Source organism: Mesorhizobium sp. WSM3864 (assembly GCF_002294955.1).
Taxonomy (GTDB): domain Bacteria; phylum Pseudomonadota; class Alphaproteobacteria; order Rhizobiales; family Rhizobiaceae; genus Mesorhizobium.
In genome coordinates this window covers 327,366-351,225 of the sequence record NZ_NSGD01000002.1, presented here as the reverse complement: position 1 = coordinate 351,225, position 23,860 = coordinate 327,366, and the positions used below count along the sequence as shown (strand labels likewise).

The following is a 23,860-nucleotide window of genomic DNA, read 5'->3' as shown; positions in this document are numbered from 1 at the left end:
AGCATGATACGGACCGTCCCCACCAAACCCTATACCGACCAGAAGCCCGGCACCTCCGGCCTGCGCAAGAAGGTGCCTGTCTTCCAGCAGGAGCACTATGCCGAGAACTTCATCCAGTCGATCTTCGACGCTCTGGAGGGTTTTCAGGGCAAGACGCTGGTGATCGGCGGCGACGGCCGTTTCTACAACCGCGAGGTCATCCAGACGGCCATCGCCATGGCCGCTGCGAACGGCTTCGGCAAGGTGATGGTCGGGCAGGGCGGCATCCTGTCGACGCCAGCCGCGTCCAACATCATCCGCAAATACAAGACCTTTGGCGGCATCATCCTGTCGGCCAGCCACAATCCGGGTGGCCCGCACGAGGATTTCGGCATCAAATACAATGCCGGCAATGGCGGCCCTGCGCCGGAGAAGATCACCGACGCGATCTTCGAAAAGACCAAGACGATCTCGAGCTTCAAGATCGCCGACATCGGCACCGTCGACATCGACACGATCGGCACCTTCCAAGCCGGCGGCATGACGGTCGAGGTGTTCGACCCGGTCAAGGACTATGCCGAGCTGATGGAGAGCCTGTTCGACTTCGACGCCATCCGCGCCAATTTCAAATATGGCTTCCGCATGCGCTTCGACGCCATGCACGCGGTGACCGGCCCCTATGCCAAGGAGATCCTCGAGCGTAGGCTCGGCGCCCCGAACGGGACCTGCCGCAATTTCAAGCCGCTGCCCGATTTCGGCGGCCATCACCCCGATCCGAACCTGGTCCATGCCAAACATCTCTATGACGAGATGATGGGGCCGGACGCGCCGGATTTCGGCGCCGCTTCCGACGGTGACGGCGACCGCAACCTGATCATCGGCAAGGGCATCTTCGTCACGCCCTCGGATTCGGTGGCGATGCTGGCCGCCAACGCGCATCTGGCGCCCGGCTACAAGGAAGGCCTGAAGGGCATTGCCCGCTCGATGCCGACCAGCGGAGCGGCCGATCGCGTCGCCGAGAAGCTCGGCGTCGGCATCTACGAGACGCCGACCGGCTGGAAGTTTTTCGGCAATCTGCTCGACGCCGGCATGGCGACGATCTGCGGCGAGGAAAGCGCCGGCACCGGTTCCAACCATGTGCGCGAGAAGGACGGGCTGTGGGCCGTGCTTCTGTGGCTCAACATCCTCGCTGTGCGGGGCGAGAGCTGCAAGGACATCGTCACCAAGCACTGGGAAAGCTACGGCCGCAACTATTATTCGCGCCACGACTATGAGGAGGTCGAGACAGACCGCGCCAACGCACTGGTCGACGAATTGCGCGCCAAGCTCGGCTCGCTGCCCGGCACCAGCGTACGCGGCATGAAAATCGCCAGCGCCGACGACTTCGCCTATCATGATCCGGTCGACGGCTCGGTGAGCAAAAACCAGGGCATCAGGATCCTGTTCGGGGGCGGCTCGCGCGTCGTGTTCCGGCTCTCCGGCACCGGCACTTCCGGCGCCACGCTGCGCGTCTATATCGAGCGTTACGAGCCCGACAAGGCGAGGCACGACCTCGACACGCAGGAAGCGCTCGCCGACCTCATCGCCGCCGCCGACGACATCGCCGGCATCAAGAGCCACACCGGCCGCAACAAGCCGAGCGTGATTACTTGAAAGTGGTGAGGATTTCCCCTTCTTCCCTTGTCGGAGAAGGTGGCCGAGCGAAGCTCGGACGGATGAGGGATGCTCCAGCTTGGCGCAAACCCGCGTCCAGAACATCGACGCCTCATTCCTTCCAACACCCCTTGTCCGTCTCGGCGCTGCGCGCCGATCCACCTTCTCCCACAAGGGGAGAAGGGGAGACGCCCGCATGACCCTCGGCGCCACCATCACGCCTGAAGGCATCCGCTTTGCCGTTTGGTCCTCATCGGCCAGGCGTCTTTGGGTCTCGCTCTTCGACGACAGCGGCGCGCGCGAGATCGACCGGCTGGAACTCAACCCGGAAGGCGAGGGCGTGCATGCACTCCTTGTCCCCGGCCTTGGGAACGGCACGCGTTACGGTTTTCGCGCCGACGGCGACTATGCGCCGGAGCGCGGCCTCTGGTTCGATCCGAACAAGCTTCTCATCGATCCGTATGCCGTCGAGGTCGATCGTCCATACGAATATCACTGGAGGCTGGCCGCCAAACGCAATGAAGGCGCCGACACGTCCTCGCTCATGCCAAAGGCAATTGCGCATTCCCTGCCCAAACCGCAGCCGCCCCAGCCGCCGCTGTTCCGGCCCGGCGGCCTGATTTACGAACTCAACGTCCGCTCCTTCACCAGGCTGCATCCGGACGTCCCCGAGGCCCAGCGCGGCACCATCGCGGCGCTTGCCCATCCGGCTGTCGTCGAGCATCTGAAGCGTCTCGGCGTTTCCGCCGTCGAGTTGATGCCGATCACGGCCTCGATCGACGAGCGCCATTTGCCGCCGCTGGGGCTAAACAATGCCTGGGGCTACAACCCCGTCACCTTCATGGCGCTCGATCCCCGCCTGGCTCCGGACGGCCGGAGCGAATTACGCGATACCGTCGCGGCGCTGCGTGAAGCGGGTATCGGCACGATCCTCGACCTCGTATTCAACCACACCGGCGAAAGCGACCGGCTCGGGCCGACACTGTCGCTGCGCGGCCTCGACGCCCGGACCTATTACCGGCACATGCCGGACGGCCGACTGGCCAATGACACCGGCACCGGCAACACCGTCGCCTGCGACCACCCGGTCGTGCAGAGGATGGTGCTCGATACGCTGCGCCATTTCGTCCGCCATGCCGGCGTCGACGGCTTCCGCTTCGATCTGGCGCCGGTGCTCGGCCGCGTTGACGGCACGTTCGATCCGGAGGCGCCGCTTCTCGAAGCCATCGCCGGCGACCCTATGCTCGCCGACCGCGTGCTGATCGCCGAGCCATGGGATATTGGCTCGACCGGCTACCAACTCGGCAATTTCCGGCCGCCATACCTCGAATGGAACGACCGCTATCGCGATGACGTCCGGCGATTCTGGCGCGGCGACGCGGGCGCGATCGGCGCTTTAGCCACGCGGCTTGCCGGTTCCTCCGATGTGTTCGGCAGGGCGGGGCAGCCGGTGAGCCGCAGCGTCAATTTCATCGCCGCGCATGACGGCATGACGCTGGCCGACATCGTTGCCTATGAGAAGAAGCACAATGCGGCCAATGGCGAGCACAATCGCGACGGCCACAATGACAATCTGTCGTGGAACAACGGTGTCGAGGGCGAGACGGATGACGCCGAAATCGTCAAGGCCCGCTTCGATGACCAGCGCGCGCTGCTTGCGACGCTCTTTGCCTCGCGCGGCACCATCATGCTGACCGCCGGCGACGAGTTCGGCCGCACACAGAAGGGCAACAACAACGCCTATGCGCAGGACAACGCCATCACCTGGCTCGACTGGGCCGGCCGCGACCGGGCGCTGGAGCGGTACACAGCAGCGCTTGCGCAACTGCGCCGTGCCTTTCCGCCGTTATCCGACACGAATTTCCTGACCGGCAAAGCTGCAGACGGAATGGAAATCCCGGACGTCGAGTGGTTGACCGAAACCGGCGTGCCGCTCGGCGAGGCCGACTGGAACGATCCCGGCCGTCACTGCCTCGTCATGATCCTCGGCGATAGCCAGCGCGGTCGCCTTGCCGTCATGGTCAATGGCGACCGCCGCCAATGCGTCTTCTCCTTGCCGCTGCGACATGGCTACGAGTGGCGTCCGGCGATCGACACGCGGGCGATCGACCTTGCGCGGCCGCTGCCCGGCCGCACCGTCAATTTCATGATCGAGCGCAGGGCGGCCGGAAAGGCCCGTGCCGGGAAGGGTTCGTAATGGCTGGTGACAATGCCGAATGGTGGCGCGGCTGCGTGATCTACCAGATCTATCCGCGCTCCTTCCAGGATACGACCGGCGACGGCAGCGGCGATCTCAAGGGAATAACGTCGCGTCTTGCCCATGTCGCTTCGCTCGGCGTCGACGCCGTCTGGCTCTCGCCCTTCTTCAAGTCGCCGATGGCCGACATGGGCTATGACGTGTCGGACTATCGCGATGTCGATCCGATGTTCGGCACACTTGAGGATTTCGACGCGCTGGTCGCCGAGGCGCACCGGCTTGGCCTCAAGCTCATCATCGACCAGGTGATCTCGCATTCGTCCGACAAGCACGAATGGTTTGTCGAGAGCCGCGCCAGCCGCGACAATGCCAAGGCGGACTGGTATGTCTGGGCCGACGCCAAGCCGGATGGCAGCGCGCCCAACAACTGGCAATCGCTGTTCGGCGGGCCGGCCTGGGAGTGGGACGCCACCCGCCGGCAATACTACATGCACAATTTTCTCGCCTCGCAGCCGGATCTGAATTTCCACGATCCGGAGGTGCAGGATGCGGTCCTTGACACCGTGCGCTTCTGGCTGGAGCGCGGCGTTGACGGGTTCCGGCTGGATACCGTGAACTACTACGTCCACGACCGCTGGCTGCGCGACAACCCGCCGCTGGCTTCAAGCGTCGCCGGCACCAACGTCGCCACCACCACCTATGCCTTCCAGGAGCATCTCTTCGACAAGACGCGCCCCGAGAATCTCGATTTCCTGAAGCGCTTGCGCGTGTTGCTCGACGAATATCCGGACCGTGCCGCCGTCGGCGAAGTGGGCGACGAGGAGCGCTCGCTGCAGACGCTCGCCGCCTACACCTCCGGCGGCGACAAATTGCAGATGTGCTACACTTTCGACCTGCTCGGCCCGCAATTCTCGGCCGCCCATGTGCGCGGCTGCGTCGAGGCGTTCGAGAACGCGGTTGCCGACGGCTGGGTCTGCTGGGCCTTCTCCAACCACGACGTCATGCGCCATGTCAGCCGCTGGACGCAGCCCGGCGAAAATCCTGATGCGGTAGCGAAATTCGCGATCGCGCTGCTGTCCTGCTTGCGCGGCTCGATCTGCCTCTACCAGGGCGAGGAGCTTGGGCTGGAGGAAGTTGAGCTTGCCTATGAGGACCTGCGCGATCCGCTGGGCATCCGTTTTTGGCCGGGCGTGAGGGGCAGGGACGGCTGCCGCACCCCGATGGTGTGGGAGGCCGGGGCCGAAATTGGTGGCTTCTCCGCGGGTAAGCCCTGGCTGCCGGTACCGCCGTCGCATCGCGCCCGCGCGGTCGATGTGCAGGGGGGCGAGGACGGTTCTGTCCTTGCCGCCTATCGCTCGATGCTGGCTTTTCGCAAGCGCCATCCGGCGCTGATCGCCGGCTCGATCCGGTTCCTAGGGGCGGAGGGCGATGTGCTTGCTTTCATCCGTCAGCGCGAAAACGAGAACTTGCTATGCGTCTTCAACTTCGCTGGTGAGCCGGCGAACTGGACGCTGCCGGCCGAGATCAGCGATGTCGAGATAACGGTTCTTGCCGTAGACGTCGCCGGCGTTCTTGGCGGTGTTCTCGGAGAAACTGCGCTGGCGCTGCCGCCTGTAGGGTACTTCGTCGGGAGAATTGGCTGACGGTCGCTACTGCACCAGCACCGAGCGTCCGCAAGTCGCGCCGGTGACCCGCACATAGGCCTCGCCGACATGCACGCCAAGCACCGCAAGCACATTGTAGACGAGGTTGTCGACCGGCGCGGTGACGCCATTGAGCAGCGTCGTCACCGCCGGCTTCACCGTGCCGAGCAGCGTGGTCGCGTCGAGGCCGAGGCCGAGCGCGTTGACCGTCAGCGAGAGGTTGTTCACCAGCGAGGTGGTGAGCGACTGCGTCAGGTTCTTGGTCGACACTGTCTTGATAGCCTTGTTGGCGATCTCAGTGGCGCTGAAGGTCAGATTCGTCGGCGCCATGTTGGTGACCGAGAAGGCCGACGATCCCTTGATCTGCAGGAGATTGAGGTTGGCCAGCATCATCTTGAGGCTGACGTCGGCGATGTCGGCGTCGCTGAAGGATTGCGGCTTGCCGAAATCCGCGAAGCCGCTGGCGTTGCTGTCGGCGAGATGGGCCGCGACGACGCCCGGCTGCGCGGCGATGGAGACCTTGATGCTGGAGGGGCCGGTCGGGCAGCTGATGTCGGTCAGCTTGGCTTCGGCATAGGCGACCTCGATATTGAGTGGCAGGTTGACGGCAAGCAGCTTGACGCCGCCCCCCAAATTCATTCCGGCTGTGCCATTTCCGGTGCCGTTGCCAAAGCCATTGCCGTTGTTCCCGTTCCCAATCCCGACGCTGGCATTGAGCTTGATGCGCGTCTGCGCCGTGCGCACCACCGTGCCCAATTCTCCCACCGCCAGCCATGGCGACGATTGCATGGGTTCGCCGACGGCGACCTGGAGCGTCGTCGATGTCAGTCCCGGTATCGTCGCCCCGAGGTCGACCGTAACCTGGTTCGTGCTGTTGGCGAGCGCCGCGGCTGCGCTCAGCATGCTCATGGCGCTGGCGCTGACCGAAAGCCCGGCGGGCTTCTGTCCGAGCCCCAGACTGCCTACCGAGCCGAGGTCGACGAGATGGCCAAGCGGGACCTTGACCGAGTTGGTGGCGCTCGAGGCCATGGTCTGCAGCGCGAGCTTGGCGGTGCGGTCGAGCCCGGGCACGTTGGCCATCGCGGTGGCGATCTGGCCGACCGTTGCCTTCGAGCCGAGCACGTCCGAATAGGTAACACCGGTCAGACGCAGCTGCGTCGCCAGCGCATCGGTGAAGGAGAGCACGTCGACATCGGCCGAGATCAGCGAATTGTAGTCCATCACGCTGAGCGAGAGGTTGCCGCCCAGAAGCGCGCCGAGCAGCGCGTTGAGGACGCCGCCATTGACGCTGGCGAGCCGCGATCCGACCGAGAATGCTGCTGCGGGCTGGGCGCTTGCGGTGGCTCTCGTGCCGATCACCGGCGGGGCCATCACCGAAGCGGCGAAATAGAGCGTGCCGAGCTTCTTCATCGACACCTGGACGGCATTGTAGGGCAGCTTGCCCGCTTCGAAGCGGCTGCCGGCCGCGATGGAACTGACCCCCGAATAGCGTCCGGGCACGACCTCGACAACCGCCTTGCTGGCGGTCGGCACGATGTTGGTGCCCTGCTGCTGCACGGCGACGGACGTGATTCCGTTGTCCTTCAACGTCGTCAGTACGGCTTGCTGGGCTTTGTTGATGTTGGCGGCGGCGGTGATCGCGGCGAGGTCGACGATCGACTGCGCGGCGCGGCGTTCGTTATAGAGCGAGCCCTCATCGATCGCGAACGCCGTCAGCGTCAGCGCCACTGGCGTGCAGAGCGCGGTCATAACCGCGAAATTGGCGCGCCCATCGGCGATCAGCCGTCGCGCAGCGTCCATCACTCTCCCCGCGGAGTATCGCATCATATGCCTCCGACCCGGATCGTCGACTGGCGCTGGATCGTGGTGCCCGGCAACGGCAGCGTCCGGAACAGGCTCCAGATCGGCAGGTCGCGCGCGTCATAGCTGACTGAAACGATGAACTGGCTGCCGTCGACGGTACTGTCCTTGGCGTCGACCGTCAGCTTTTTCGGGTCGACAAAAGCATAGCCCGCGACGTCATGGGTGATGAAATCGGTGACCAGCGCCTGGCGCTCCGTCTGGTTGAGGCCGGCGATTGCCGTTCGCGCCGCGTCGGCGGCGATCTGCTGGACCGAATGGCTGGCGCCGAAATAGATTCCGTATGCAACCATTCCGAGCAATAGCAGGATGAAGATCGGCGCCAGCATGGCGAATTCGACCGCCGACGTGCCCGCGGCGTCAGTCCGGAAACGGAACCAAGGAGCAAGGAAATTTCGGTCCTTCAGCATGGGCCGGAGAATGCCAAAACCTGCTTGCAAAAACAGAAAACAGCTGGAACAACCGAAAGGTGCACACAGTTGAACGGGACGCCTAAGCTTTAGATATCGCTGTTTTAGCGAAACGCTGCTCACTCAACGTCAAGCAGCGGGCAGTTGAAATAAGATATTCCTCTGTCTAGTCTCCCGCCACCAGCCGCCGGAAGGGAACCGGCGGCGCGCTCAAAAAGGGACCCGTTGACGGTTCCGGGGCGTCAACACTCAAGGCGTGGTTGAGGGGCCGCGCCCAAAGGGAGAAACTTCATGCTGAAAAACCTGCTGAAGGCGACCGTGTTCGCCACCACGATGGCTTTGGCGACCGGTGCCTTCTACACGCCTGCCTTTGCCGAGACCGTCTACAATCGCGGATCCGCTGCCGAGGCGGAGACGGTCGATCCGCACAAGACGTCGACCGTCTACGAGGCCGATATTATACGCGACCTGTTCCAGGGCCTCGTCATGCATGACCCGAAGACGAACCTCATTCCGGGCGCCGCCGAAAGCTGGACGGTGTCCGACGACGGCACTGTCTACACCTTCAAGCTGCGCAAGGACGGCCTGTGGTCGGATGGCAGCCCGGTGACGGCGGACGACTTCGTCTACTCGTTCCATCGGCTGGAAGACCCGGCCACCGCTGCAGAATACGCCTCGATGCTCTATCCGGTGAAAGGCGCCGAGGACTTCAACACCAAGAAAGGCAAGGCCGAGGATATGGGCGTGAAGGCGATCGACGCCAACACCCTGCAAGTCACGCTGAAGGCTCCGACGCCCTACTTCCTGGAGATGCTGACCCACCAGGCGACCTATCCGGTCAACAAGGCTTCGATCGACAAGCTCGGCGCCGACTGGATCAAACCGGGCAAGCTGGTCTCCAACGGCGCCTATACGCTGGCGGAGTGGGTTCCCAACGACCACATGAAACTGGTCAAGAACCCGAAGTTCTGGGACGCCGCGAGCGTCAAGCTCGACGTGGTCAACTACATCCCGACCGAGGATCGCTCGTCCGCGATGAAGCGCTTCGAGGCCGGCGAACTCGACAGCTATGGCGACCTGCCGACCGAACAGCTCGCCGATCTCAAAACCAAATTCGGTGACCAGATCCGTGTGGGGCCATATCTCGGCACCTATTATTATGCGGTCAAGACCGACAAGGCGCCTTGGGACAACGTCGAGCTGCGCAACGCCATCTCGATGGCGATCGATCGCGACTTCCTCGCCGAGAAGGTCTGGCAGAACTCGATGCTGCCCGGCTATTCGATGGTTCCTCCGGGCATCGACGGCTACACGCCGGCACTGGCAAAATACGCCGACATGTCTCAGATCGACCGCGAGGATGCGGCCAAGAAAGTGCTGGAAAAGCTGGGCTATACACCCGAGCATCCGTTGAAGATGGAGATCCGCTACAACACCTCGGAGAACCACAAGAACACGGCGGTCGCCATCCAGGAACAGCTGAAGCCGCTCGGCATCGAGGTGACGCTGCTCAACACCGACACCAAGACCCACTATGGCTTCCTCGAGCAGAAGGGCAACTACGACGTCGCCCGCGCAGCCTGGATCGCCGACTACAAGGATCCGGAGACCTTCCTCGGCATCTCGCGCAAGGCGAGCGGCAACAACTACTCGAACTACAACAGCCCTGCCTATGAAGCCGCCATGGACAAGGCAGCCGCCGCCGGCGGCAAGCCTGAGGAGCGCATGAAGGACCTCGCCGCAGCGGAGCGCATCCTTGTCGACGATGTCGGCCAGATCCCGCTGCTCTACTACAGCTACCACGATATCGTTTCCTCCAAGCTGCATGGCTTCGAGGACAATGTCATGGACATTCATCCGTCTCGCTTCATCTCCAAGGACTGACAAGGAACCTTGGCCGTGCCGCCGCTCTCTTTTAGGGAACGGCGGCCGCGGTCTGTCGTCGTGCCGGGCCGAAAGTCGCATTGGATTTTCGGCGATCGCGGTGCGAAGATCAGAGATGCCAGCGCGCCACGATCTCGTCTGGAGAGCCGTCGCCCTGGCTGAAGCGGGGCGCCGATGCTGCGTTATGTCTTCCGGCGGCTATTGACCGCCATCCCGACGCTGTTCGTCATCGTGACGGTGGCGTTCTTCCTGATCCGCGTCGCGCCAGGCGGCCCGTTCAACCAGGAGCGGGGCTTGAGCCCCGAGATCAGGGCCAATCTCGAAGCCCAGTTCGGCCTCGACGATCCGCTCTGGCTGCAATATCTCCACTATCTCGGCAATCTTTTGCGCGGCAGTTTCGGACCGAGCTACAACCTGCCGGATTTCACCGTCACCGAACTCTTCGCCAAGGGCCTGCCGATCTCGGTGCAGATCGGTACCTCGGCGCTGGTGCTGGCGCTGCTGCTGGGCTCGATCCTCGGCACGATCGCGGCGCTCAACCAAAATAAAATAGTCGACTATTCGGTGATCGCCTTAGCCACCGCCGGCAGCACCATCCCCACCTTCGTCACCGCGCCGGTGATCCAGCTCGTCTTCGGGCTTTCCTGGAAGCTGTTGCCGATCGGCGGCTGGGGCGACGGCGCCCTAATCAACAAGGTCGGGCCGGTGCTGACGCTCGCCCTGCCGCAGATCGCCATCGTCGCCCGCCTGATGCGCGGCTCGATGATCGAGAGCCTGCGCTCGCACCACATCCGCACCGCCCGCGCGCTCGGCCTCTCCGACTGGTCGGTGGTGGTCAAGCACGCGTTGCGCGGCGCCGTGCTGCCGATCGTCTCCTTCACCGGTCCGGCGGCGGCGGCGCTGCTCACCGGCTCGATCATCGTCGAGACCATCTTCTCCATTCCAGGCGTCGGCCGCTACTTCGTCGACGCCGCGCTCAACCGCGACTACACGCTGGTCATGGGAACCGTGGTGGTGATCGCGCTCTTCACCATCGTTTTCAACCTGATCGTCGATCTTCTCTATGCGGTCGTCGATCCGAGGGTGCGCTATGACTGAGCTTGCCGTAGCCGCTCCGGAGCCGATCGTCGGCCGCTCGCTCTGGGGCAATGCCTGGGCGCGGCTGAAGCGCAACCGCGCCGCCATGTTCAGCCTCTACTATCTGGCATTCATTGCCGTCACCAGCGTATTTGGCCCTATGGTCGTGCCGCATGAATACACGACCATCTACGGCGACTATGTGCGCACGCCGCCGAGCCTGTCGGCCTATCCAAAGCCCGACATGATCCAGGGCGCGTTGAGCGACGCGATCAAACGCATGCGCGTCGACATCAAGGAGTGGCACCAGGACGGCAGCCGCGTCGTCGTCACCGTCACCTCCAAGAAGCCGGTCGACGATCGCAATATCCGCTATCTCGACCGCTCCGACGCCTTCGACGACACGAAGATCGAGAGCAAGTCGCCCGATGGGCTCGAGATGACCATGAGCTCGGCCGTCAAGCAGCAATATTTCTTCTTCGGCACCGACAACACCGGGCGCGATCTGTTGTCTCGCACGCTGATGGCCGGGCGCATATCGCTCGCGATCGGCCTGCTTGCCGGTGTCGTCGCCGGCGTCATCGGCGTGATCTACGGCGCGACGGCCGGCTTTGCCGGCGGCAGGGTCGACGAGGTGATGATGCGCATCGTCGACGTGCTTTACTCGCTGCCCTTCATCTTCTTCGTCATCATGCTGGTGGTGTTCTTCGGCCGCAACTTCGTGCTGATGTTCCTGGCGGTAGGGGCGGTGCTGTGGCTCGACATGGCGCGCATCGTGCGCGGCCAGGCGCTGTCGATCCGCAGGCAAGAATACGTTCAGGCGGCGGAAGCGATGGGCGTCGGCCAGCGCGGCATCCTCGTGCGCCACGTCATCCCCAACCTGCTCGGGCCGGTGGTGATCTACATGACGCTGCTGGTGCCGCAGGTCATCATCCTGGAAAGCTTCCTGTCCTTCCTCGGGCTTGGCGTGCAGGAGCCGATGACCAGTTGGGGCGTGCTGATTTCGGTCGGTGCCAAGAACATCGGCTATGCCAACTGGCTGCTGTTGTTCCCGGCCTTCTTCCTCGTTTCGACGCTGTTCGCGCTGAACTTTGTCGGCGACGGCCTGCGCGACGCGCTCGACCCCAAAGATCGATAAGGATGGGGATCGCTGACATGGCTTCCGAAACGATCCTCAGCGTCAAGGACCTGCGCGTCCGCTTCCAGACCCTCGACGGCACCGTCGAGGCGGTGAAGGGCATCAGCATAAAGGTCAATGCCGGCGAGACCGTCGCCGTCGTCGGCGAATCCGGATCCGGCAAGAGCCAGACGATGATGGCCGCGATGAGCCTGCTTTCCTCCAATGGCGAAGCGACCGGCCAGGTCGACTACCGCGGCCGCAACCTCCTGGAGATGACCAAGAGCGAGCTCAACAAGGTTCGCGGCCGCAAGATCAGCATGATCTTCCAGGAGCCGATGACCTCGCTCGATCCGCTCTACACCATCGGCAACCAGCTCATCGAGCCGATCCGCCGCCATCGCGGCCTGAGCGCCCAGGCCGCGCGTGAAGAGGCGCTGAAGCTGTTGAGACTGGTGCACATCCCCGATCCCGAGCGGCGGATGAAATCCTATCCGCACGAAATGTCGGGCGGCCAGCGCCAGCGCGTCATGATCGCGATGGCTTTGGCGAACGATCCCGATATTCTGATCGCCGACGAGCCGACGACGGCGCTGGACGTCACCATTCAGGCGCAGATCCTGATGCTGCTTGCCGAACTGCAGCGCAAGCTCGGCATGGCGATCGTCTTCATCACCCATGATCTCGGCATCGTCCGCCGTTTCGCCGACCGCGTCTATGTCATGCGCCAGGGCGAGGTGGTGGAAGAGGGCGAGGCGGAAGCGCTTTTCGCCAATCCGCAGCACGCCTACACCAAGATGCTGCTCGCCGCCGAGCCGACCGGCACCAAGGCGGCCGCGCCCGCCAATTCGCCCGTGTTGCTCGAAGGCCGCAACGTCGAGGTCGTCTTCAAGATCGGCGGTGGTTTTCTCGGCGGCGAGCCGCTGATGTTGCGGGCCGTCGACAAGATATCGATCCGGCTGAAGCGCAACCAGACGATCGGCATCGTCGGCGAGTCCGGCTCCGGCAAATCGACGCTCGGCCGCGCGCTGCTGCGGCTGCTCCCCAGCGACGGCGTCATCCGCTTTGGCGACCGCGACATCTCAGAGGCCGACCGCCACGCGATGCGGCCGCTGCGGCGCGAATTGCAGCTCGTCTTCCAGGATCCGTTCGGCTCGCTGTCGCCGCGCATGACGGTTGGCCAGGTCATCACCGAAGGGCTTTTGGTGCACGAGCCTTCGCTGACGGGCAAGCAGCGCGACCAGCGTGCCGTCGAGGCGTTGCGCGAGGTCGGCCTCGACCCCAACGCGCGCAACCGCTACCCGCATGAGTTCTCCGGCGGCCAGCGCCAGCGCATCGCCATTGCCCGCGCTATGATCCTGAAGCCGAAAGTGGTGGTGCTTGATGAGCCGACCTCGGCGCTCGACCGCTCGGTGCAGAAGCAGATCGTCGAGCTATTGCGCAAGCTGCAGTCGGACCACGGACTGTCCTACCTCTTCATCAGCCACGACCTCGCAGTGGTGCGCGCCATGGCCGACTACATCATCGTCATGAAGCAGGGAAAGATCGTCGAGGAAGGGCCGGCCGAGGAGATTTTCGGCAATCCGCGCGAAGCCTACACGCAGACACTGATGAAGGCGGCGATCGATACGACCAGGTTCCGCATCAGCGCTTGAGATTTCCGCCGCTCGGCGACGCCCTGCTCACTGCGAGGACGAGCAGCGGCTCTTCCTGGCAGCGATGATCGCCTGCTGCTGTTGCTGCAGCCGCTCGATCCTGGCGGTATCGCGATTGGCCACGACCGTCTTCACGCGCTCGCCGCCGAGCAGCCAAGTCGGCACGCTGGTATTGGCGACCTTGCCGCGGCTGATTGCGGTCCGCGAAATATCGGTGGCGGTGTCGCCGAGCGCGCTGTTGAGCTCGGCGCAGCTCATCCCGTCGTATTTCGCCGGATTGATCGACGCAACACTCGACGAGCAGCCTGCGATCAAGGTCAACGGCAAGAGAGCCCGCAGCGTGAACTTCATACTCTTACCCCGGTCTCGCCGTTCCAAAAATCGTCCAGCAGCTCTCGAATGGGATAGCGGCAACCATTAGGCCAAAGTGAGGGCCCATTGTCGACCATTTATCTGATCGATTGATTGACGGCAGGCTTTTGCCAGGTCGCGGCGGCGGCGGAGGGGCCGTGGCGTGATATCGATGCGGACACGCAGCCACAAAAAATCCCGGACAGAGGCCCCTCCGAATCGAGAGCCGTAAAATTGTATTGCGGTCCGTTACCGATCCTTAGGCATGGTTGAAACTGCTCTGCGGCGTTAACGCCACGGTTGCGTTGCGTCTGCGATATTGCCGGCTGCACAACGCAAGGTGGGGCCTCCATGATTGACCAGATACGCTCGCTGCTCGAGCAGCATCCGATGATTCCGCTGAATTTCGGCGCGCTCGCCGACGACGCCAATCTCTATGACGCGGGGCTGACCTCCTTCGCCTCAGTGCAGATGATGCTGGCGCTCGAAGAGGAGTTCGACATCGAATTCCCCGAGACGATGCTGACGCGGCGCACCTTCTCTTCGCTGGCCAGCATCGCGGATGCGGTTTCGCAGTTGACGCGCAAGGCGGCGTAGCCATGAACGTGTTGAGAAAGATAGAGGCGGCCTCGCTCGCGGAGGCGCCCGAAGCCGCGACCGAGCGCATGCGCCGCGTCGCCGAGATCGCCGCCGGCCATGCCGACCCCGTCGACAAGGAGGGGCGTTTCCCGGCGGAGACGATCGAGGCGCTGAAGCGCGAGCGCCTGCTCGGCGTGGCGATCCCGATCGAGCATGGCGGCGAGGGGCTTGGCACGATGCAGATCGCCGACCTCATCGTGCAGCTCGGCCAGGCCTGCGGCTCGAGCGCGATGATCTATGCCATGCATCAGATCAAGACGTCGAGCTTCGTCACCCACGGAGGCGCCAGCGACTGGCACCGCGCCTATATGCGGCGCATCGCCGACGAGCAGCTTTTGATGGCTTCGGCGACGACGGAGGCCGGCATCGGCGGCAATTTGCGCAATTCGATCTGTGCGGTCGAGGTCGCCGGCGGGCGCTTCGCGCTGACCAAGGAAGCCACCGTCATCTCCTATGGCAACTATGCCGACGCCATCCTCGCCACGGCGCGTCGCGCCCCTGATGCGGCCAGCTCCGATCAGGTGATGGTGGTGATCCCGGCCGATGCCAACCGCACGCTTGAGCGCACGTCGGTGTGGGACACGCTCGGCATGCGCGGCACCTGCTCCGACGGCTTTCATCTGGTCGCCACGGGTGACGCGGCGCAGATATTCCCGAAGCCGTTCTCCGAGATCGCGGCGCAGTCGATGCTGGCCAGCTCGCACATCTTCTGGGCGGCGACCTGGTTCGGCATCACCGCCGACGCCTTCAATCGGGCGCAGGCCTTCGTCAAGGCGGCGGCGCGCAAGCAGCCCGACTCCATGCCGCCGGGCGCGCTGAGGCTGGCCGAAGCAGCCGCCCTTTTGCAGGAGATGAAAGGCCACCTTGCGGCCGCCATCCACCGCTTCGAAGCGGCCGCGGGCGACGACGACGCGCTGTCTTCGATCGGCTTCGCCGCCGAGATCAACGCGCTGAAGGTCGCGGCCAGCGAGAAGGCCGGCGCCGTGGTGCGTCTCGCCATGCTGGTCAACGGCATTCTTGGCTACAAGAACGGTACCCCGTTCAGCGTCGGCCGGCACCTGCGCGATGTGACCTCGGCGCCGGTGATGATCTCCAACGACCGCATCCTTTCCAATACCGCGACGCTCATGCTGATGAGCCGCTTCGACACCGGCCTGGGGAGCTGAGATGGACGCCAAGACATTCGACTCCAAGTCGCTGCTGGACAGCCTGTTCGAGAACGGCATCCTGTTCGAATCCGGCGTCGACGGCCTTTATGGCCGTTCGGGCGCATTCGAGGACGTGATCGAGCGGTTCGAGCGTCTCGTCAGCCGCCTCGGCGCGCCCGACAAGGCCACCCGCATCCATTTTCCGCCGGGCATGAGCCGCGCGACGCTGGAGAAGAGCGGCTACATGAAGAGCTTTCCGCAGCTTGCCGGCTGCGTGCATTCCTTCATGGGCGGCGAGCGGGAGCATGCGCAGCTGCTCGGCATGATGGCTGACGGCGGAGACTGGACAGAGCTGCAGAAGGCGACGGACCTCGCGCTGACACCCGCCGCCTGTTATCCGCTCTATCCCACCATCGCCGCGCGCGGCCCGGTGCCGGCGCAGGGCTTGCTTTTCGAGCTCTCCTCCTACTGCTTCCGCCACGAGCCGTCGAAAGACCCGGCGCGCATGCAGCTCTTCCGCATGCGCGAGTTCGTCAAGATCGGTACGGCCGAGCAGGTGCGCTCGTTCCGCGAAAGCTGGCTGAAGCGCGGCAGGGCCATGATCGAGTCGCTCGACCTGCCCTGCGAGGTCGATCTTGCCAACGATCCGTTCTTCGGCCGAGGCGGCAGGATGATGGCCAACAACCAGCGCGATCAGGGCTTGAAATTCGAGCTGCTGATTCCGGTGACCAGCATCGAGAAGCCGACCGCCTGCTTGAGCTTCAATTATCACCAGGACCATTTTGGCCAGACCTGGGGCCTGAAGTTCGCCTACGGGGAGTTCTGCCATTCGGCCTGCGTCGGCTTCGGGCTGGAGCGCGTGGCGCTGGCGCTGTTCCGCCACCACGGGCCGGACACGGAAGCCTGGCCGGCGGCGGTCCGCGACGTGCTGTGGGGCGTGTGAGATGCTGAGAGCGATCGCCGGCCTCGATCCGGCCAGCTACCGGCCGCACTGGCTGCACGATCCGCAAAGGCGCTGGCCGCAGACCAACTGCTACGTGGATCTCCTGATCGAGGTTCTGCACGCGACCGGGCACGATCCGGTCGCAGCGCTCGGTTTCACCGCGGCGCAGGATTTCGAAGGTGATCAGTTCACGTTCTTCAAGTTCCCGACCGCCGACCTGCAGAGGCTGGCGGGGCTGGACATCCAGGAGCTGGCGGTCTTCGACCGGCTGGAGACGCATGTGCTGACGCAAGTCGAGCTCGGCCGGCTGCCGCTAGTCGAGGTCGATGCCTTCTACCTGCCCGACACCAAAGGCATCACCTACCGCAACGGCCATTCCAAGACCACGGTCGGCATCAATGCGCTCGATCCCGAGGCGCGGCAGATGCGCTACTTCCACAATGACGGCTACTTCGCGCTCGAGGGCCAAGACTATGACGGCATCTTCGGCCAAGGGGATGGTGTGTCGGCAGGCGACCTGCCGCTGTTTCCTTACGCGGAATTCGTGAAGCTCGACGCCACGCGCCCGGCCCGCGACGCGGTCGGGACCGCGGCGGCACTGCTCGCGCATCACCTGAAGCGGCGGCCGAAGCGCAATCCGCTCGGCGCCTATGCGGCCGCGTTCGGCCGCCACGCTGAAAGGCTGGCGACGAAGTCGCCTACCTATTTCCACACCTATGCCTTCAACACGCTGCGGCAGGTCGGCGCGAATTTCGAACTTCTTGGCAGTCATCTCGAATGGCTGGGGCAGCACGGCGAAACCTGCCTGGCAGAGGCGGTGCAAGCCGCCGGCAACATTGCCGAGGGCGCCAAGGTCATGCAGTTCAAGCTCGCCCGCGCGATGGCGCGGCAGCGCTTCGACGGCTTGACCGAAGCAATTGCGCCGATGGCGCAGGCCTACGAAACGGTGATGAACGTGCTGGACGCCCGCATGGCCGGTGTCGCCTCCAAGGTGGCCTAGCGGGCCGGCCGAGGCGCATTTGATGATGGGTGGGGGAATGGACGCCACGATGTCGATCGCCGGCACTGCCGGATTGCCGGATCGGGGTTGGCGGATGGCCATCTCGGCGGCCGGTGCCTGGGCTTCGCCGAATGACATCGACGCAAATGCCGAATGGCTGGACGCGGCCTGCCCCAGCACGGCGGCCGCCACGCTGGAAAAGCATGGCCGCTGGGACCGCAAGCAGCCAACCCGGCTGCACGACCGCGATGTCTGGTACACCCGCAGGCTCGACGCGACCGGCCCGGTGCGGCTGGTGTTCGAGGGGCTGGCGACTGTCGCCGAGGTCTGGCTTGGCGAGCGGCTGCTGCTCACCTCGACCTCGATGTTCGAGCGCCATGAGGCTGCGGCAAGCCTTTCAGGGGGCGAGCAGCTCGCCATCGTCTTTCGCAGTCTCGACCGCCATCTGGAAACGGCGATCGGTCCGCGCGCCCGCTGGCGCCCTCGCATGATCGACGATCAGCGGCTGCGGCTGGTGCGCACGACCCTGATCGGCCATATGCCGGGCTGGTGCCCGAGCTTCGATGTCGTCGGGCCGTGGCGTCCCGTCAAGCTGATCCACGAAAATGGCGGGCAGCGCATCCTCGATGCCGACATGCGCGCCAGGCTCGACGGCACGACCGGGCATCTTGCCGTTGCGATCACCCTCGCCGAACCCTTCGACAATGCGCAAACGGCGCATGTCAGCTGTGCCGGAGTGCGCGGGCCCCTCAAGTTCGAGACACCCACCCGGCTGACGGCGGAATTGGCCATTGCCGATGTCGCCCCATGGTGGCCGAACAGTCATGGCGAGCCGGCGCTGCACGAAGTGATGGCGACGCTCGGCACGGTGCGCAGCCGGCTGGGCCGGGTCGGATTCCGCCGCATCGAGATCGATCGCGGCGCCGACGGACGCGATTTTCGCCTGGTCGTCAACGGCGTGCCGGTGTTCTGCCGCGGCGCGGTCTGGACGCCCTCCGATCCCGTGCGACTGCCCTGCGAGCGAGGCGAAATCCAGCCCGACCTCGATCTCGTGCGCCAAGCCGGCGTCAACATGCTGCGGGTCGGCGGCACCTTCGCTTATGAAAGCGATGCCTTCCACGAGCTGTGCGACGAGATGGGCGTTCTGGTCTGGCAGGACCTGATGCTCGCCAATTTCGACTATCCGGCGAAGAGCGAGGCCTGGCGGGCGGCGCTGTCGCGCGAGGTGGAGAACCTGTTGAGGCGGCTTCGGCATTCGCCGTCGCTGGCGGTGCTGTGCGGCGGCAGCGAGGTGGCGCAGCAGGCCGCGATGCTCGGCATGCCGGTGGCGATGGATCCGACACCCTGGTTCGACGATGTCGTGCGTCCGGCCGCGCAGGCGATCCTGCCCGATCTGGCGCTCGCGTCCTCCTCGCCCTCCGGCGGCAGCCTGCCCTTTGCCGCGGATGGCGGCCCGACGCACTACTATGGCGTCGGCGCCTATTGCCGGCCGCTGGAGGACGCGCGCCGCGCGGAGGTGCGTTTCGCCAGCGAATGCCTCGCCTTCGCCAACGTGCCGGAACAGGCGACGCTCGATGAGCATCTGCCCGTTCCGCCCGGCCACGACCCGCGCTGGAAGGCCGGCGTGCCGCGCGATGCAGGTGCGTCGTGGGATTTCGAGGACGTGCGCGAGCATTATCTGGAGACGCTGTTCGGCGTCGACGCTCGCCGGCTGCGCATGGAGGATCCAGCGCGCTACCTCGACCTCTCGCGCGCCGTCATTGCCGAGGTGGTTGAGCGCACGATCGATGAATGGCGCAGACCGGCCTCCCCGACGGCGGGCGCGCTGGTGTTCTTCTGGAAGGATCTGCTCCCGGGAGCAGGGTGGGGCGTCGTCGATTCTGCCGCTCGGCCGAAATCGGTCTGGCATGCGCTGAGACGCGCCTTCGCGCCGCTCCGGCTGACGCTGAGCGATGAGGGCGTCAACGGGCTGAGCGCCCATCTCGTCAATGACACGGCAAGGGCAGTCGAGGCGACGCTATCGCTTGCCTGCCTGCGCGACGGCGTCACCCCGGTGGTGGCGGCGCGCCGGCCGGTCACTCTGCAGGCGCGCGGGGCGCAGTCGCTGTCGGCATTCTCGCTGCTTGGCGCCTTCTTTGATCTGTCTTACGCCTATCGCTTCGGTCCGGCGGGGCACGAGGTAACCGTGGCAAGGCTGGAAGGCCACGACGGCGAGATCCTGGCCGAAGCCTTTCATGTGCTTCCCGGCGTCATGACCACGCGACGCGATGTCGGCCTGTCGGCAGGGCTGATGCGCGGACGAGACGGCTGGCGCCTGCGGCTCGCCTGCAGACGCGCCGCCTATCACGTCGCCATCAAGGATGGGCTGTTTTTCCCGCGCGAGAACGGCTTCCACCTGATGCCGGGCGCGGTGAAGGAAATTGGCCTGGATGGGCCGGCCTATGCCACTCCGGCCGGCGTCGTGACGGCGCTGAATGGCGATCGCGAGGTGGCCTACGATGCGCCGCAAGCCGACACTGTAGAGACCAGGGTGGAGAGCATGCAGTCGTTGCGGCCTGCCGGGAGCGTGGCATGAAGGGGGTCGTCTTCGCCGACACGATCGGCTGGCTTCATGGAGGCAGGGGCACCGGGCGGCGCGGCCGGGGTGTCGTGATCGCCGGGGCGCATGGCCACGAGGACCTGTGCAGCCGGCGTTTCCTGCGGCTTCTGGCTGACAAGCTGGCCGAAAACGGTCTGCCGGCGCTGCAATTCGACTATCCCGGCTGCGGCAATGCCGCCGGGGACCATTCAACGCCCGGTCAGGTGCAACGGTGGACGGCGAGCATAGGCGCGGCGATCGATCGGCTGAGGCAGGATTGCGGCGTGGCGGACGTCATTTTGGTCGGCTTCCGGCTTGGTGCCCTGCTGGCCCCGCTGGCGGCGGCCGGACGCGACGACGTGGCGGGTCTCGTGCTGCTCGCGCCGCCGTCCTCCGGCAAGGCCTATGTTCGCGAGATCACAGCCATGTCGCGCATGATCGACGCGCCGCTGGCCAGCCGCTCGGCGGGCGAAGGGGTTTTCACCGAGGGGCGCGAGGCCGCCGGCTTCCGAATTTCGCATGAAACGCTGGCTGATCTCTCGGCGCTCGATTGGCGGCATGCCGCGGCTGGCCTTCCATCCCTGCCGATGCTGGTGCTTACAAACGGCAAGCCGCTGGCTGCGGAAGAGGTGCGCGGCGACACGGCTGGCGCTGCGGAAATCGCGACGGCCGAGTTCGATGGCTATCCTCTCTTGATGTGCGACCCGACCGCCAACCGGATTCCGGCCGCCGCTCTAGATCGCTGCGCCGCCTGGATCGCCGACCAGACCGGCGAAGCGGCAGCGGGAAAGGCCATGCCGCGCGCTGCGTCGGAGATACTGGACGGTCCGCATTACACGGAAAGCCCGGTGCTGATTGGACCGGCGCCGATGATCTGCGGTGTGCTTTGCCGACCGCGCGAACGCCAGACCGAGGCTGAGCCGGTGATCTTCCTCAATGCCGGTGGCGTGCCGCATGTCGGCTGGGCGCGCGGCACGGTGGAAGCGGCGCGAGCTCTGGCGGCGGAAGGCGTAGCCTCGCTGCGCGTCGACCTGCCCGGACTTGGCCTCAGCGATCCGACCGAGGAAGGGCGCCTGTTCCTTTATGACCGGCGCACGCGCCATGATGTAAGTCGTGCGATCAACTGGATGGAGCGAGCCGGCTACCCCGGGGTCAGCCTGGTCGGCACCTGCGCCGGCGCATTTCAGGCTTTTCACGCCGCGCGGGCCGATCGGCGGGTACGGATGCTGACCATGGTCAACCCGCTCTGCTTCGCCTGGAACAGTTCCTACGCGCTGGAGATGGCGGTCTGGAAGACTTACGAGACGTCCAAGGCCGTGCTCGGGCAGAACGCTGCCGCCAGGCAGGAGAGCCGCGAGCCGGCCGACGCCGCATGGCGCGGGATCGCTTCGCGATGCGCCCGGCTGATCGTCCGGCGCGGGCTGGAGGCGATCAAGTCCACATTGTCGATGCTGCATCCGGCCGCGCTGCTTGGACAGCGGCGGGTGGAACGCTGGATGCGCGACCTATGCGGCCGCGGCGTGCGGGTCCTCCTGGTAACCTCGGAAGGCGATCTGAGCCTGAAGGAGATCGCCCGCCATTTTGGCTCGGAGGAAGAGCGGCTCGATAGCATTCGCGGCGTGACCAGGGTCTCGCTGCCGAATGCCGACCACACGCTGACGCCGTATCACGCACGGCGCGCCGTGATCGCTCGCCTGATCGACCATGGCGGCATCAGGCGTGACGGTTATGCTCGTTCCGAGCCGGTGCGCGCGACGGCAAGCCCTTCCTTCCTGGCGCCGTAGGGGATCATCAGTTCGGCTTGAGTATTGACATGCGGCAAGCGCGTCGCGTCTTGAAGCGTCACGCAGCGATACGGTTCTCTGCGCGAAGCCGAAAGGTTTGAATAATCAGGGAAACTAAAGACTTTCGGGAGATTTCGTTCTGGTCGGAGTGGCAGGATTTGAACCTGCGACCCCATCGTCCCGAACGATGTGCGCTACCAGACTGCGCTACACTCCGTGACCAGACGGCGGGCTTATAGCCGCCACTTTCCGATCCTGCAAGCGTCAATGGCTGCACTTGTGTCGCATTTCTCGGCTTTCACCCAGCTTGCCCGGATGGCATGCGATTTAGCCGTCGGATAAAGACCGGCTTAAAGGCTTACGTGATAAGCCGCGCCCTTTACAGATCGGCATTCCGGCTCTCTGGAGTTTCGACCATTGACCTTCACGATTGTTGGCGAAGCCCGGCCCAACAGCTTCGAATTCGAGACCTCGGCGCTGATCAAGGCGTCGGGCTTTCGCGAGTACGACGCGCGCTGGTGGGTCGGCCATCCCGGCTCGACCAAGGCGCCGGAGCTCAATTTGATCGGCGTCCAGGCGCTCGGCATGGGTCTGGGCACGCTGATCCGGCGCTTGGGCGTTGGGCCGGATATCGTCACCGGCCATGATTTCCGCTCCTATTCGCTGTCGATCAAGCTGGCGCTGGTCTCCGGCCTGATGGCGGCGGGCGCCCGGGTGAAGGATATCGGCCTGGCTTTGTCCCCCATGGCCTATTTCGCGCAGTTCGCGCTCGATACACCCTCGGTCGCCATGGTCACCGCCTCGCATAACGAGAATGGCTGGACCGGCGTCAAGATGGGGGCGGCGCGGCCGCTCACCTTCGGTCCGGAAGAGATGAGCGCGTTGAAGAAGATCGTGCTCGAAGCCGACTTCGACCTCCGCGGCGGCGGTGCCTACGAGTTCATCTCCGGTTTCCGAGAGTTCTATTTCGATGATCTTACCAAGGGCAAACACATCTCGAAAAAGCTCAAGGTCGTTTGCGCCTGCGGCAACGGCACGGCCGGCGCCTTCGCGCCGGAAGCGCTGGCGCGTGTCGGCTGCGAGGTGATCCCGCTCGACGTCGAGCTCGACCATGCGTTCCCGCGCTACAATCCCAATCCCGAGGACATGCAGATGCTGCGTGCCATCAGCGAGAAGGTGCTGGAGACGGGCGCAGATGTCGGACTGGGCTTCGATGGCGACGGCGACCGCTGCGGCGTCGTCGACAACGAGGGCAACGAGATCTTCGCCGACAAGGTCGGGCTTATGCTCGCGCGCGATATTTCATCGTTCCATCCGGGCTCGGCCTTCGTCGTCGACGTCAAGTCGACGGGGCTTTTCGCTACCGATCATGTGCTCAGGGCGAACGGCGCCACAACTGACTATTGGAAAACTGGCCATTCCTACATCAAGCGCCGCGTTGCCGGGCTCGGTGCCGTCGCCGGCTTCGAGAAATCCGGGCATTTCTTCTTCAACCCGCCTATCGGCCGCGGCTATGACGATGGGCTGATCACTGCGATCGTCGTCTGCCAGATGCTCGACCGCAATCCGCGGAGCTCGATGGCCGATCTCTGCCGCGCGTTGCCGCTGACCTACGGTACGCCGACCATGTCATCGCACTGTCCCGACGAGGTGAAGTACGGCGTGGTCGACCGCGTCGTGGCGGATTTTCAGACGATGCACCGCGAAGGTGCTGACTTTGCCGGCCAGAAGATCGTAAAGCTCATCACCGTCAACGGCGTGCGCGTCGTTGCGGAGGACGGCACCTGGGGCCTGGTGCGCGCCTCCTCGAACAAGCCCGAGCTTGTCGTGGTGGTCGAGAGCCCGGTATCGTCCGAGCGGCGCCGGCAGATGTTCGAAGCCGTCGACGCCGTGCTGCGCCGCAGTCCCGAAGTCGGCGCCTACAACCAGACCTTCTGACAGG

Annotated in this window: 17 protein-coding genes and 1 tRNA gene; 14 read left to right on the top strand and 4 right to left on the bottom strand. The window is 64.7% G+C overall.

Going from position 1 to position 23,860, the window contains the following annotated elements; all coding sequences use genetic code 11:
• Positions 1-3 precede the first annotated feature (3 nt).
• From CK215_RS05940 to CK215_RS05930, 3 genes are all read left to right on the top strand, one after another.
• Positions 4-1,632 carry an alpha-D-glucose phosphate-specific phosphoglucomutase gene (locus CK215_RS05940; RefSeq protein ID WP_095830389.1) on the top strand — a complete coding sequence of 543 codons (1,629 nt, stop codon included), beginning with the start codon at positions 4-6 and terminating at the stop codon, positions 1,630-1,632.
• Between the two features lie 196 nt (positions 1,633-1,828).
• Positions 1,829-3,829 carry a glycogen debranching protein GlgX gene (gene glgX / locus CK215_RS05935; RefSeq protein ID WP_095830388.1) on the top strand — a complete coding sequence of 667 codons (2,001 nt, stop codon included), beginning with the start codon at positions 1,829-1,831 and terminating at the stop codon, positions 3,827-3,829.
• Complete coding sequence (locus CK215_RS05930) at positions 3,829-5,472, top strand: alpha-glucosidase family protein (RefSeq protein ID WP_095830387.1); 1,644 nt, start codon at positions 3,829-3,831, stop codon at positions 5,470-5,472. Before glgX ends, CK215_RS05930 begins: the two co-directional genes overlap by 1 nt.
• Before the next feature lie 6 nt (positions 5,473-5,478).
• Here the strand turns inward: CK215_RS05930 and CK215_RS05925 are convergent, their stop codons facing one another.
• Together CK215_RS05925 and CK215_RS05920 are read right to left on the bottom strand one after the other, a co-directional pair.
• Positions 5,479-7,272 carry a pilus assembly protein TadG-related protein gene (locus tag CK215_RS05925; RefSeq protein WP_348628585.1) on the bottom strand — a complete coding sequence of 598 codons (1,794 nt, stop codon included), beginning with the start codon at positions 7,270-7,272 and terminating at the stop codon, positions 5,479-5,481.
• Between the two features lie 23 nt (positions 7,273-7,295).
• On the bottom strand, positions 7,296-7,742 hold the full coding sequence (locus CK215_RS05920) for a TadE/TadG family type IV pilus assembly protein (protein WP_095830385.1): 447 nt from the start codon (positions 7,740-7,742) through the stop codon (positions 7,296-7,298).
• A gap of 291 nt (positions 7,743-8,033) precedes the next feature.
• On the opposite strand from CK215_RS05920, the gene CK215_RS05915 reads away from it, so the two are divergent.
• The 4 genes from CK215_RS05915 to CK215_RS05900 all read left to right on the top strand — a co-directional run bounded on the left by CK215_RS05915 (position 8,034) and on the right by CK215_RS05900 (position 13,475).
• The gene (locus CK215_RS05915) at positions 8,034-9,626 is read left to right on the top strand and encodes a peptide ABC transporter substrate-binding protein (RefSeq protein WP_095777925.1); all 1,593 of its coding nucleotides are present in this window, start codon (positions 8,034-8,036) and stop codon (positions 9,624-9,626) included.
• Between the two features lie 174 nt (positions 9,627-9,800).
• Positions 9,801-10,724: an ABC transporter permease subunit gene (locus CK215_RS05910; RefSeq protein WP_095830384.1), complete on the top strand. Its 924-nt coding sequence runs from the start codon at positions 9,801-9,803 to the stop codon at positions 10,722-10,724.
• On the top strand, positions 10,717-11,841 hold the full coding sequence (locus CK215_RS05905) for an ABC transporter permease subunit (protein ID WP_095830383.1): 1,125 nt from the start codon (positions 10,717-10,719) through the stop codon (positions 11,839-11,841). Before CK215_RS05910 ends, CK215_RS05905 begins: the two co-directional genes overlap by 8 nt.
• 17 nt (positions 11,842-11,858) lie before the next feature.
• Positions 11,859-13,475 (top strand): ABC transporter ATP-binding protein, encoded by a 1,617-nt coding sequence (locus CK215_RS05900; protein WP_095800339.1) that lies wholly within the window; start codon positions 11,859-11,861, stop codon positions 13,473-13,475.
• Between the two features lie 27 nt (positions 13,476-13,502).
• Here the strand turns inward: CK215_RS05900 and CK215_RS05895 are convergent, their stop codons facing one another.
• The gene (locus CK215_RS05895) at positions 13,503-13,826 is read right to left on the bottom strand and encodes a hypothetical protein (protein ID WP_095830382.1); all 324 of its coding nucleotides are present in this window, start codon (positions 13,824-13,826) and stop codon (positions 13,503-13,505) included.
• A 351-nt stretch (positions 13,827-14,177) separates the two neighbouring features.
• Between CK215_RS05895 and CK215_RS05890 the strand changes: the two genes are divergently transcribed.
• From CK215_RS05890 to CK215_RS05865, 6 genes are all read left to right on the top strand, one after another.
• On the top strand, positions 14,178-14,423 hold the full coding sequence (locus tag CK215_RS05890) for an acyl carrier protein (protein WP_066997751.1): 246 nt from the start codon (positions 14,178-14,180) through the stop codon (positions 14,421-14,423).
• Positions 14,424-14,491: 68 nt separating this feature from the next.
• Positions 14,492-15,631 (top strand): acyl-CoA dehydrogenase family protein, encoded by a 1,140-nt coding sequence (locus CK215_RS05885; protein WP_095830592.1) that lies wholly within the window; start codon positions 14,492-14,494, stop codon positions 15,629-15,631.
• Position 15,632: 1 nt separating this feature from the next.
• Positions 15,633-16,556 carry an amino acid--[acyl-carrier-protein] ligase gene (locus CK215_RS05880; RefSeq protein WP_095830381.1) on the top strand — a complete coding sequence of 308 codons (924 nt, stop codon included), beginning with the start codon at positions 15,633-15,635 and terminating at the stop codon, positions 16,554-16,556.
• 1 nt (position 16,557) lies between these two features.
• Positions 16,558-17,556: a DUF1839 family protein gene (locus CK215_RS05875; protein WP_095830380.1), complete on the top strand. Its 999-nt coding sequence runs from the start codon at positions 16,558-16,560 to the stop codon at positions 17,554-17,556.
• A gap of 37 nt (positions 17,557-17,593) precedes the next feature.
• Positions 17,594-20,131, top strand: coding sequence for a glycoside hydrolase family 2 protein (locus CK215_RS05870; RefSeq protein ID WP_245418615.1), 2,538 nt, complete (start codon positions 17,594-17,596; stop codon positions 20,129-20,131).
• Positions 20,128-21,918 carry an alpha/beta fold hydrolase gene (locus CK215_RS05865; protein ID WP_095830379.1) on the top strand — a complete coding sequence of 597 codons (1,791 nt, stop codon included), beginning with the start codon at positions 20,128-20,130 and terminating at the stop codon, positions 21,916-21,918. Before CK215_RS05870 ends, CK215_RS05865 begins: the two co-directional genes overlap by 4 nt.
• Positions 21,919-22,058: 140 nt before the next feature.
• Here CK215_RS05865 and CK215_RS05860 read toward each other — a convergent pair.
• Positions 22,059-22,135, bottom strand: a tRNA-Pro gene (locus CK215_RS05860).
• Positions 22,136-22,335: 200 nt separating this feature from the next.
• Between CK215_RS05860 and CK215_RS05855 the strand changes: the two genes are divergently transcribed.
• Positions 22,336-23,856, top strand: a complete 1,521-nt coding sequence (locus CK215_RS05855; protein ID WP_095830378.1) for a phosphomannomutase/phosphoglucomutase — start codon at positions 22,336-22,338, stop codon at positions 23,854-23,856.
• Positions 23,857-23,860 lie beyond the last annotated feature (4 nt).